A 12,664-nucleotide genomic window follows, 5' to 3' on the forward strand; every position below is an offset into this window, starting at 1 on the left:
AGTTTCAAACTGCGACGAACAAACAAAGCTTCAAACAACCTGAAATTAATTTTCAAATATAATTTTCAAATTATAAATTAACTAATTAACTCATTAGCTCATTGACTAATTTTCACATTCTCTTTTGGCATTTCAGTTTGAAACTGCGACGAACAAACAGGTGCTGCGTTTTTGTTAAAAGATTGAAGTAATGAACCGCATTTTAAAATGCTACAAGCATATCGCATCGCAGTTTCAAACTGCGACGAACAAACAAAGCTTCAAACAACCTGAAATTAATTTTCAAATATAATTTTCAAATTATAAATTAACTAATTAACTCATTAGCTCATTGACTAATTTTCACATTCTCTTTTGGCATTTCAGTTTGAAACTGCGACGAACAAAAGGAAATAAATATTCAGAATTGATAAATTTTTTAATAAAAAAAATAGGGGTTACACAACCCCTATTTTTTAAAATTACCCAACATCAAGAACAAACTAATTATTTGATAACTTCACAATTTTTTGTGTGTAAATTCCTTCCTCTGATCTTATAGTCAAAATATAAATACCAGGATTTATATCTAAATCAATAGATTCTCTATTGTTGGCTTTTATACTAAAAATTTCTTTGCCGGATAATTCTAATATCGAAATATTGTAATCAACTTTCTGATCTTGGCCATTCCTAATATAAATTTTATCCAAGACAGGGTTTGGATATACTTCCATGTTTGACAACACAGTTTCCTTAACTGAAACTGTGGGTGTGAGAACAGCATCAATGACATGTACTACGCCATTGTCGGCGAGAACATCTGCAACTATAACTTTAGCGTTGTTGATAAAAACACCATCTGTATTGATGGTAACATTTACAGATTGCCCATTGATGGTTTTAATGAGTTGTCCATTTGTTAAATCAGTTGACAAGGCTTTGGCCCCAACAGCGTGATACAATAAAATTTGTGTAAGTGCTCCCTGTGGATCTTTGAGTAAGGCTTCTACTGTACCAGGAGGCAAAGCAGCAAAGGCAGCATCTGTAGGTGCAAAAATGGTGAATGGACCTGCGCCTTGTAAAGTAGGTACCAGACCGGCGGCACCGGCAGCAGCTTCAAGCGTATTGTGTATCGGTGAGTTTACAATTACATCCGCAACTGTAACAGGTGGTAAAAGAACGGCATCCAGGACATGCACCACACCATTGTCGGCAATAACATCTGCAACCGTTACTTTTGCATTGTTGATGAATACGCCATCTTTGTTGATCAAAACATTTACAGATTTTCCATTGATGGTTTTTATGAATTGTCCATTCGTCAAACCGGTAGACAAGGCATTCGCCCCAACCGCATGATACAATAAAATTTGTGTAAGTGCTCCCTGTGGATCTTTGAGTAAGGCTTCTACTGTACCAGGAGGCAAAGCAGCAAAGGCAGCATCTGTAGGTGCAAAAATGGTGAATGGACCTGCGCCTTGTAAAGTAGGTACCAGACCGGCGGCACCGGCAGCAGCTTCAAGCGTATTGTGTATCGGTGAGTTTACAATTACATCCGCAACTGTAACAGGTGGTAAAAGAACGGCATCCAGGACATGCACCACACCATTGTCGGCAATAACATCTGCAACCGTTACTTTTGCATTGTTGATGAATACGCCATCTTTGTTGATCAAAACATTTACAGATTTTCCATTGATGGTTTTAATGAATTGTCCATTCGTCAAACCACTTGACAAGGCATTTGCCCCAACCGCATGATACAATAAAATTTGAGTAAGTGCTCCCTGAGGATCTTTGAGTAAGGCTTCTACTGTACCAGGAGGCAAAGCAGCAAAGGCAGCATCTGTAGGTGCAAAAATGGTGAATGGACCTGCGCCTTGTAAAGTAGGTACCAGACCGGCGGCACCGGCAGCAGCTTCAAGCGTATTGTGTATCGGTGAGTTTACTATTACATCCGCTACCGTAGCAGGTGGTAAAAGAACGGCATCCAGGACATGCACTACACCATTGTCGGCAAGAACATCTGCAACCGTTACTTTTGCATTGTTGATGAATACGCCATCTTTATTGATCAAAACATTTACAGATTTTCCATTGATGGTTTTTATGAATTGTCCATTCGTCAAACCACTTGACAAGGCATTCGCCCCAACCGCATGATACAATAAAATTTGAGTAAGTGCTCCCTGAGGATCTTTAAGTAATGCTTCTACAGTACCGGGAGGCAATGCAGCGAATGCATCATCTGTAGGTGCAAAAATGGTAAATGGACCTGCGCCTTGCAAAGTTGGTACCAAACCGGCGGCACCGGCAGCAGCTTCAAGTGTATTGTGTATCGGTGAGTTTACAATTACATCCGCTACCGTAGTAGGTGGTAAAAGTACGGCATCCAGGACATGGACTACCCCATTGTCGGCAAGAACATCTGCAACCGTTACTTTTGCATTGTTGATGAATACGCCATCTTTGTTGATCAAAACATTTACAGATTTTCCATTGATGGTTTTAATGAATTGTCCATTCGTTAAACCGGTAGACAAGGCATTCGCCCCAACCGCATGATACAATAAAATTTGAGTAAGTGCTCCCTGAGGGTCTTTGAGTAATGCTTCTACGGTACCAGGAGGCAATGCAGCGAATGCAGCATCTGTAGGTGCAAAAATGGTGAATGGGCCTGCGCCTTGTAAAGTAGGCACCAGACCGGCGGCACCAGCAGCAGCTTCAAGTGTATTGTGTATCGGTGAGTTTACAATTACATCCGCTACCGTAGCAGGTGGTAAAAGTACGGCATCCAGGACATGTACTACCCCATTGTCGGCAAGAACATCTGCAACCGTTACTTTTGCATTGTTGATGAACACGCCATCTTTGTTGATCAAAACATTTACAGATTTTCCATTGATGGTTTTTATGAATTGTCCATTCGTCAAACCACTTGACAAGGCATTCGCCCCAACCACATGGTACAATAAAATTTGGGTAAGTGCCCCCTGAGGGTCTTTAAGTAATGCTTCTACGGTACCTGGAGGCAAAGCAGCGAAGGCAGCATCTGTAGGTGCAAAAACGGTAAATGGGCCTGCGCCTTGCAAAGTTGGAGCGAGGCCGGCTGCACCAATGGCAGCTTCCAGGGTATTGTGGTCAGGAGAGGCCACAATGATGTCTACAACTGATTGGTTATAAGCATTTAACCAAGATAAACCTGAGATTAAGAGGAGTAATAATTTTGATTTCATAAAATTTTTTTTAAGTTTTATTTAGAGCATATATGCGCCCTGAACCAAAAGGGTTGCTTCTTGTTTAACTTTTTGTTGAATTTTATTAAACAAAACTCCAGGCAACCCTTTTTACAAAAACTGCATATATTTTGGATAAAGCTTTACTAGAAATCGAGGAGAATTTAATAATACGGGCCAAACAAGGTGATGACCGAGCATATAAGGTATTGTACGACAAATACTGCAATGCCTTTTTTGCCATCTGTTTGAGGTACAGTTCTTCCAGAGAAGAGGCAGAGGATATGTTACAAGACAGTATGATTAAAATATTTAGAGAATTGCATACTTATGACAAAGAAAAGGGTACATTTTATACCTGGGGAGCACGGATTGTAATCAACACCAATCTCGCTTCCCTTAGAAAATCCAATATTAAATATGATGCGCTTGAGAGTGAAAACTTAGCCAATACCCTAAAAGATCAATACAATGTGTTGGCAGAATTGGAATTAAAGGATGTGGTAGCCGCCTTACAGGAAATGCCATCAGGGTATAGAACTGTATTTAATCTTTACTATTTTGAAGGCTACAATCACCAGGAAATTGCAGAACAACTGGGTGTTTCCGAAAGTACTTCCAAGACACAGTTGATGAAATCCAAAGTTTTTCTAAAAAAATCATTGGAAGATTTAGAATTAGCGAATTAAAACAATGAGTAACAGATTCAATATAGAAAATTTAAAAACCTACACCAATCAAGAATTCCAAGCTCTTGATGATGCATATTTCAAACCATCCAATCAAGTATGGATAAACATTCATAAAGAAATTAAGAAAGAAAAAAATAATCGAAATGGATTTTTACTCTTGATAGGTTCTTCCATCATAGTTTTGAGTCTTCTGACTCTAACATTATACAAGGATAACTCAAAAGTCGAAACAAACCAAGTAATCACTATTTCGGAAAATCAATTTGAAAAAGTTAAAATAAAACAAGAGTCAAAAGATTCGAGGAAGAAAATCACACAAAATTTCAATCACCAACAGGATATACATCCTAAAATTAAATCATTCAATAAAATCAAGAGCAGACGGCAAATAAACGATTTAATTACTCAAAATAAACTACTTTATGACAATAAGAGTAATTTGGAAACACTACCCATTATTGAGGATTCAGACGCAATAATTAGTAAATTGGACCGCAATGAACAGGAAAAAGATTCAGATTACAAATCAAAAATGTCTGATAATTTTCCTCCACTTGTTGAAAGCAATTTAATTCAACCGAGTTTGAATAAATCAGGAATAAATCCAATGAATCCATTGGACATATTAATAACAAGTATAAGCTATGAAAATAATGCATTGGAGAATCTTGTCAATCCCATTAAGAAATCACCTGTAGTCAAAAAACCACTCACTTCTATTGGATTTAGAATTGCCTACTTTCCATTTAAATACAATAAAAAAATAAAAGTGAGTTCATTGAGTGAAACTGTTTCTTCGTCTGCTTATAACAGAACATTTAGTGTTGGGCTCCAGTTTGAAAAATTAGTTTCAAGAAAATTTGCCATTGTTTTTGACCCGGGGTTTAGACAGGACCAACTTACCACATCCTATAATTTGAACATCCCGTATGATTACAATACAGAAGAGAAATTACCCAATATAAACCTTAATCACTTTTCTCATTCACTTCCGACCGATTTAGGAAATATAAAAACATTCATGACTGTCTCAAGGGCCACAAACAGTAAAGTGGAACACAATGAATTGGTCGATATTGAATTCCAAACAAAGCAGCTGATTTCGACCCTGTCACTTCCAATCGGTGTTAAATATTATTTCGAGAATTCTTCTAAAGGATTATCCACCACTGTTTTTGCAGCACCTGAATTTGTGTTGAGCAGGAAAAATAAAGTCGATAAATATTTATCTCATCACAACCTGGTAAATGGAGATCATGTTGACATCACTCCGGAAGATCCATCCTTTAAATATAGGTTAACTCCGGGTATTTCCATTCAATACAAATTCCCGCTCGCCCATTCATGGTCAACAGAAATGGGGGTCATGTATGCCAGAGATTTTAGTAAGTTTGGCAGAAATCAGATGTTAAATCTTAATTTATCGATTTGCAAGTCAATCAGGTAAAAAAAAGAGCATGTTCATAATGAGATATTCTAAATTCTGTTAGACTACCATCTCCATCATCATTGTTTGAAAATGATTGAAATAACGGGCCGCATTTAAAATGCTACAAGCTTATCGCAGACGAACGATAGGGAAGCTTCAAACAACCTGAAATTAATTTTCAAAAACTATAATTTTCAAATTTCAAATTAGCTTATTAATTAATTCTCATATTCTTTCGTTTGCCGCTTTCGCGCCTGCCTGCCGACGCAGTCAGGCAGGGTACCTTAACTTATCGTGCTGTCGCACGATACTCTGCTGAAGCATAGATCGTTCAGTTATCTCTAATTCTCACATTCTCTAATTCTCTAATTCTCCAATTCTCTTGTGGCATCGCAGTTTCAAACTGCGACGAACAAATTGGGAAGCATCAAACAACCTTCTATTAATTTTCAAATTAACTAATTAGCTCATTGACTAATTTCCACATTCTCTTGTGGCCTCGCACTTTGAAACTCCGACGAACAAGAGCAAAAATATATACCCGAACAAAATCTCTATCTTTGTCTCTGGCAGTTGAGAATTGGGATGAGGAAGAAAATTAAATACTATCGCCTTATCTGGCTTAAACATGATTTGCCCGCAGGTCTTGCGGTGTTTTTTGTGGCTCTGCCGTTGTGTCTGGGCATTGCGCTGGCATCGGGTGCGCCCTTATATTCAGGCCTGATGGCCGGAATCATTGGCGGAATAGTGGTGTCTCTAATCAGTGGCTCTCAGCTGGGTGTCTCCGGACCTGCAGCAGGGTTAACAACTGTGGTGGCTGCCAGCATAGTTTCATTAGGGGATTTTAGCATGTTCTTGCTGGCGGTGATAGTCGCCGGAATGTTTCAATTGATTTTGGGCTTGCTTAAATTGGGAAGCATCGCTCATTATTTTCCATCATCTGTCATCAAAGGAATGTTGGCAGCCATCGGAATTATTTTGATTTCAAAACAAATTCCAATTGCACTCGGATATGACGAACCAGACTTTTGGAACAGTGGATTTCTGGGATTATTCTCTGAACACAAGTTTTTATTGAACTTCATTTCATTCAACAAAAGTTTGACCACCGGCACCATTATCATCACGATACTTTCACTTGGATTGCTGATTTTTTTTCAAAGTAAATATGGACATAAATTTAAAATTCTTCCTGCACCATTGGCAGTGGTTGTGCTGGGAATTGTTTTTAATCAAATATTTTATCAGGCCACCTCTGCCTACTACTTAAAGCATACCCAACTGGTTCAAATTCCTAACAATGTATTTACCACCATGGTGTTTCCCGAATTGGATGAAATTTTTTCCACTCCCAAAATCTGGATACAAGGAATGATCATTGGACTTCTTGCCACCTTGGAGACCTTGCTTTGTGTGGAGGCGGTCGATAAGTTGGACAAAAGAAACCGAATCACTCCGGTTAACCGCGAGCTCATGGCACAGGGTATTGGAAATATACTTTGCGGATTTTTAGGAGCCATTCCCATCACTGCAGTGGTAGTACGCGGTGCTGCTAATGCGGATGCAGGAGGGCGTACCAAACTAGCATCCTTCACACATGGGATTTTACTGCTAGCAGCGGTTCTTTCGATTCCTTTTTTACTCAATTTAATTCCTTATGCGTCTCTTGCAGCCATACTTTTATTTACAGGTTACAGACTCACTCCACCCAAATTATATCAGAACATGTGGAGCCTTGGATGGAGACAATTTATTCCTTTCCTGATCACCATTGTAATGATACTTGCAACAGATTTGTTGATCGGTGTCAGCATAGGACTGCTCATTTCTATCTATTTTATCATCCAGAATAATTTCAAAGCAGAATACAGAATCAGTAAAAAAATGGCCCACGACACAGAAATACATTACATCAAACTCAACAGCAATGTCACCTTCCTCAATAAAGTAAAATTGAGAAAAGCCCTGGACCTTATTCCTGAATACAGCGTGTTGACCATTGATGGGAGTGAATGTAATTTCATTGACTACGACATCCTGGAGATCATCAGTGAATACGCCAACAAAGCCCATGACCGCCATATTGAATTGCATCTAAACGGCATCGAAAAAGTCAATGTGACGGCCCTTCATTAAGGTAACATCATTTAGGCATCAATTAAAATAATTTAATTCTGCTCAGCGGCATTGAAAAAAAAAGTCCCGCAGAAAATCTGCAGGACTTAATAAAGTCTGAAAATATATTTTCTATTTTACTTCTCCACTTGCTGCTATATTAACTTTAGCGGTAGTGGCTCCGCTGCGGGAACCGACCCCTTCCATTTTGGTTACGATGTCCATTCCTTCTACCACTCTGCCAAAAACTACATGTCGACCGTCCAACCAAGGACAAGGTACTGTGGTAATGAAAAATTGTGAACCATTGGTGTTTGGACCTGCATTGGCCATGGATAGCAATCCGGGTTCAGTGTGCTTGACGATAAAATTCTCATCATTGAATTTTTCACCATAAATGGATTTTCCTCCGGTACCATTGTGATTGGTGAAATCTCCACCCTGACACATAAACTGAGGAATGATGCGGTGGAATCCACTTCCCTGGAAGCCGAACCCTTTTTCTCCGGTGCACAACGCCCTGAAATTCTCAGCAGTGATGGGCGCAACATCTGCGTAAAGTTCAAAAACAATTCGCCCTGCAGGCTGATCGTTGATGGTAATGTCAAAAAATACTTTTGGATTGTTAGTCATTTTTTTTGAAGCTTTTTGGTTTTGGGCAGCAAGATCAGTTGATCCACAAAAAAGACTGACCAAAACCGGTAAAAAAATAGAGAGCATGTTTTTCATGATAAAAATTTTCCCTTAAACGGAATTCAATCCTGAATATTGTGTTTTTTGTAAAAATAAATAGCAGTTAATTAGTGAACCAAAACTTGATATCTGAATACATGGATTATCACTAATAAGGGTATTTTGCAGTTTAAAACTTTTTATCCAAACATGTTCACCGCTCCCACTGACAAAGCCTTGATGAATTCTCTCATCGTATCAACCCTGGGATATTTTGTGGATGTGTATGATTTACTGTTGTTCAGTGTGGTGAGGACTAAGAGCCTCCTGGAACTTAAGATTCCCGAAGAGGCCTTGCTGGATACCGGATTGAGTTTGCTCAACTGGATGCTGGTGGGAATGATGCTGGGCGGTGTGGTCTGGGGAATTTTAGGGGACAAAAGAGGACGACGCTCAGTACTTTTCGGCTCTATACTGATTTATTCAATGGCCAATTTTCTAAATGCCTATGTAACAGATCTCGAGAGCTATAAGATCTTAAGATTTGTGGCAGGTTTTGGACTGGCCGGTGAACTGGGAGCAGGCATCACACTGGTGTGCGAACTCATGCGACCTGACAAAAGAGCTTATGGAACGCTCTTAATTACTGCCATTGGTTTGCTGGGGGCTGTTTTTGCGGCTTACATTGGCCAAAATTACGATTGGCGATTTGCATACAGTCTGGGTGGATGGATGGGTTTTTCCTTGCTGTTGCTTAGATTCGGATCCAGAGAAAGCAAGATATTCGAACAAAGTCAACATTCCAACATCAGCCATGGTAACTTTTGGAAATTGGTGACCCACCGCGACCTGGCACTCCGTTATTTGAAGTTGATTTTAATAGGCTTGCCAATCTTTTTTGTCATAGGCATTTTGGTGACTGCGACCCCTGAATTTTCAAGAGCGTTTGGGATGGAACAAATTCCCGAAACCGGAATGGCCATTATGATCAGTTATACCTTTATTTCTATTGGTGACATTTTTTGCACCCTGTTAAGCCAATTGTTAAAAAGCAGAAAAAAGGCTTTGGCGATTTTTCTGTTGATCAGCATGTCAGGTATTTTATTTTTCCTACTTTTCCCCGCCAAAACAACCCATGGTTATTATCTGAGATGTGCGTTTATGGGCATTGGCATCGGATATTTATCATTGTTGGTGACCTTCGTCTCCGAAAGGTTTGGCACCAATCTGCGCGCGACGGCCACCATCTCTGCCCCCAATTTCATCCGGGGCTTGCTACCGGTCTTCATTTCGCCCTTGTTTCTTTGGGTTAAAACACAATCGGATCTCATAACAGCTGCCACATTACTGGGTATTTTTTGTACCCTCCTTCCACTTTTATTGCTGTGTTGGATCCGGGAGGAATATGGCAAAACCATGGATTGGGTGGAATGATTTTATTTTTTTTTACTTCCCTATTACCACACTTCATTTTAGCATTCAAGTTGATCCAAATTTTATTTTACTTTTTAAAGCTTAAATCAACTATTATTTTTAGTTTCGTCCAACAAACCATCTAAAACCATCTTAACGTGAAAAATTTAAGTCTGATTTTTATCCTGTTTACTTTTTGTTCAGGGATTCAAAGTATTGCCCAAACGCTCGTGATTAAAGGGAAGGTCACCGATAAAAACACCGGCGAACCGTTGGCGGGTGTCAATGTAATCATTTGGTCAACCACCAAGGGTACCGTGACAGATCCTGATGGTTTGTACAGCATTTCTGCTCCATCCAATGGTAAAATTGAATTCGCCTATCTGAGCTATGCCAGTCAGATTGTAAACATTGAAGGCAGGAGTACCATAGACATTCAAATGGTCTCTACCAATTCAGAGTTGGATCAGGTGGTGGTAGTCGGATCCCGCAGACCGGGAAGAATCCTCATGGAATCTACTACTCCCATTGATGTGGTCAATGTAAAACAATCCATCAACACCACGGCACGGATGGATCTGACTTCTATGTTGAACTATGCAGCTCCCTCCATCAATTACAACAAACAATCAGGATCTGATGGTGCCGATCACATTGACCTGGCTACTTTGCGAGGACTTGGCCCCGACCAATCGCTCGTACTCGTGAACGGCAAACGAAGACATCAGACTGCATTTGTATCCGTGTTCGGCACGAGAGGCCGGGGAAACTCAGGTACTGATTTAAATGCCTTTCCTGCAGCTGCACTGGACCGGGTAGAAATTCTTCGCGACGGTGCTTCCGCACAATATGGTTCTGATGCCATTGCCGGTGTGATGAATCTGATACTGAAAAAAAGTGTTGGAGAACTTACTGCCAACATCGCCTATTCCGGTTACTATGACAAAAAATTCAATCCTGCATTTGAACCTGATTTGAATCAATATGTGTACGAGAATAAATTAGACGGCAACACCATTTCCGCTGATTTAAATTATGGAATTAAATTAGGCAAGCAAGGTGGTTTTGCAAATTTTACCCTGAACTATCTTTCCCTGGATAAGACCTATCGTCAATCCTTGGATCAAAATTTTGATGCTGAATATGGTTTACCGGTGAATGTTGTCAGAAGGGCACACGGCGATGGATCCTTAAATTCTACCGGTGCTTTTGTGAATGCCGAACTGCCTGTAACCGATGAATTAAAACTGTATGCGTTTGGTGGATTCAATAATAAATCTTCCGAAGCTTATGCCTTCAGTCGAAATTTTTCAGGAAAGCCCAATCGCTTTATCACGAATACTTCCGGACAACTGGTAGACATTCCTGGAATCATTAAAAAATCTGGAGACACCAATACGGCCACTGCGGACTCTTATTTTAATCCCATCATTGCAACGGATGTGCAAGATTTTTCTGCTGCCGTAGGAATTCGCAGAGAAAATCCGGATGGATGGAACTGGGATCTAAGTAACGTAACCGGTCAAAATAATTTTCATTTTTATGGAGAAAAAACGGTGAACGCTTCACTTGGTGACGTCAATAAAAATCATTTTGACGATGGTGGATTTAAATTTTTGCAAAACACCACCAATCTGAATTTCAATCGTGAGTTTTCAGGATTTTTAGAAGGCATTGGATTTGCAGCAGGGGCTGAACTTAGGTTGGAACAATATGAATTATACGCTGGAGAAGAAGCTTCTTATAAAAATTACGATCCCAACAAAACAGTGATCACCGGAGGTGGCGACACCGTTTTTGTCGCCGGTGGATCTCAGGGTTTTCCGGGTTATCAGCCTTCTGATGAAGTCAATGCACAACGCGTGGCTGCAGCTGCCTACGCAGATGCAGAATTAGACGTTACCAAAGATTTCTTGGTCAGTGCAGCAGTGAGACTTGAAAACTACAATGACTTTGGGTTTACACATAATTACAAATTAGCCTCCAGATATTTAATCAATAATAAATTAAACATCAGGGGTTCGCTCTCTACAGGATTTAGAGCACCATCCCTTCAGCAAATTAATTTTTCCTCCACATTTACTACCGTGCAGGGAGGAAACATCTCCGAAGTAAAAATTGCTCCGAATGACAACAGCATCACCAAAGCAGCAGGAATACCGGAACTCAAACAAGAAGAATCTGTAAACGCCAGTCTGGGTTTTGCATGGAAAGCAATGCCGCAATTAAGTATCAGCTGTGATTTATATTGGGTCAACATTAAAGATCGTGTGGTACTTTCCGGTCAATTCGATGCATCCGACAATACCCTTGATCCCGCATTCACCGCTGAATTAAATCGCCTGCGCGTTGGTCTGGCACAATTCTTTGCGAATGCTGTAAACACGACCAACAAAGGAATAGACCTGGTTTTCGATTACAACCGAAAATTTGGTGTCAACAGAATTAGATTATTGGCAATGGGTAATATTCAGGAAATGACCATTGACAAAATAAATGTACCGGAAAAATTAAATGATACCGAATCTCATCGCAAACAATTCCTCAGTGACAGAGAGCAAGCGTTTATTCTCGCTTCTGCACCTCCTGTAAAACTTGGTTTTAATCTGGAATACGGTTATAAAAAATTAGGCATTGGAACCAGACTCACTTATTTTGGAAAAATTAAAATTCTAGGCTACGGAGAAGATGGTCTGGGTATAGCACCTCAGGTACCCAATGACGACAATACCGGTTACCTTCCTGATGAATACATCTACAATTCAAAGTGGGTCACAGATATTTATGCTTCCTGCCAAATCACAAAAAATCTGAACATCAATGTAGGGGTCGATAATTTATTGAATATCCATCCGGATCTGGGTGCTGTAAAAGGCGCCAAATGGTGGGCATTCAACAATGAGACAGGAGGTCCATGGGACGCTGTACAGATGGGTGGCAATGGTATGAGAATGTTTGCTAGATTGGGATTTGTTTTTTAATTTGTGCATGGATGATTTTTTTAGCTATTCATACAATTAGCTATTCAAGATTTATTATTTTTAAAAACAATCTCCATTGGTGTTAAGAAGTGAACTTCTTAACACCAATGGAATTTCAGCCAAAAAAAAAATTACCAAATGGAA

General features: G+C 39.8%; 7 protein-coding genes. 5 read left to right on the plus strand and 2 right to left on the minus strand.

Annotation, left to right across the window (positions count from 1 at the left end):
- Positions 1 to 482: 482 nt before the first annotated feature.
- Complete coding sequence (locus IPJ53_15185) at positions 483 to 3,218, minus strand: fasciclin domain-containing protein (GenBank protein ID MBK7800444.1); 2,736 nt, start codon at positions 3,216 to 3,218, stop codon at positions 483 to 485.
- A 131-nt stretch (positions 3,219 to 3,349) separates the two neighbouring features.
- On the opposite strand from IPJ53_15185, the gene IPJ53_15190 reads away from it, so the two are divergent.
- From IPJ53_15190 to IPJ53_15200, 3 genes are all read left to right on the plus strand, one after another.
- Positions 3,350 to 3,907 (plus strand): RNA polymerase sigma factor, encoded by a 558-nt coding sequence (locus tag IPJ53_15190; protein ID MBK7800445.1) that lies wholly within the window; start codon positions 3,350 to 3,352, stop codon positions 3,905 to 3,907.
- A 4-nt stretch (positions 3,908 to 3,911) separates the two neighbouring features.
- Positions 3,912 to 5,357 (plus strand): hypothetical protein, encoded by a 1,446-nt coding sequence (locus IPJ53_15195; protein MBK7800446.1) that lies wholly within the window; start codon positions 3,912 to 3,914, stop codon positions 5,355 to 5,357.
- A gap of 567 nt (positions 5,358 to 5,924) precedes the next feature.
- Positions 5,925 to 7,475 (plus strand): SulP family inorganic anion transporter, encoded by a 1,551-nt coding sequence (locus tag IPJ53_15200; GenBank protein MBK7800447.1) that lies wholly within the window; start codon positions 5,925 to 5,927, stop codon positions 7,473 to 7,475.
- Positions 7,476 to 7,586: 111 nt separating this feature from the next.
- Here IPJ53_15200 and IPJ53_15205 read toward each other — a convergent pair whose 3' ends face one another.
- Positions 7,587 to 8,087, minus strand: coding sequence for a peptidylprolyl isomerase (locus IPJ53_15205; GenBank protein ID MBK7800448.1), 501 nt, complete (start codon positions 8,085 to 8,087; stop codon positions 7,587 to 7,589).
- Between the two features lie 249 nt (positions 8,088 to 8,336).
- Between IPJ53_15205 and IPJ53_15210 the strand changes: the two genes are divergently transcribed.
- Both IPJ53_15210 and IPJ53_15215 read left to right on the plus strand, forming a co-directional pair.
- Entirely contained in the window at positions 8,337 to 9,560 is a 1,224-nt protein-coding gene (locus IPJ53_15210; protein ID MBK7800449.1) for an MFS transporter, read from the plus strand.
- Positions 9,561 to 9,697: 137 nt separating this feature from the next.
- Complete coding sequence (locus IPJ53_15215; GenBank protein MBK7800450.1) at positions 9,698 to 12,520, plus strand: TonB-dependent receptor; 2,823 nt, start codon at positions 9,698 to 9,700, stop codon at positions 12,518 to 12,520.
- Positions 12,521 to 12,664: the final 144 nt, after the last annotated feature.

It is taken from the genome of Candidatus Vicinibacter affinis (assembly GCA_016714365.1).
In the GTDB taxonomy this organism is placed as follows: Bacteria; Bacteroidota; Bacteroidia; order Chitinophagales; family Saprospiraceae; genus Vicinibacter; species Vicinibacter affinis.

Coding starts and splice junctions, on each gene's coding strand:
- IPJ53_15210 (MBK7800449.1), top strand. CDS start 8,337: ATGTTCACCGCTCCCACTGACAAAGCCTTGATGAATTCTCTCATCGTA.
- IPJ53_15185 (MBK7800444.1), bottom strand. CDS start 3,218: ATGAAATCAAAATTATTACTCCTCTTAATCTCAGGTTTATCTTGGTTA.
- IPJ53_15205 (MBK7800448.1), bottom strand. CDS start 8,087: ATGACTAACAATCCAAAAGTATTTTTTGACATTACCATCAACGATCAG.
- IPJ53_15200 (MBK7800447.1), top strand. CDS start 5,925: ATGAGGAAGAAAATTAAATACTATCGCCTTATCTGGCTTAAACATGAT.
- IPJ53_15195 (MBK7800446.1), top strand. CDS start 3,912: ATGAGTAACAGATTCAATATAGAAAATTTAAAAACCTACACCAATCAA.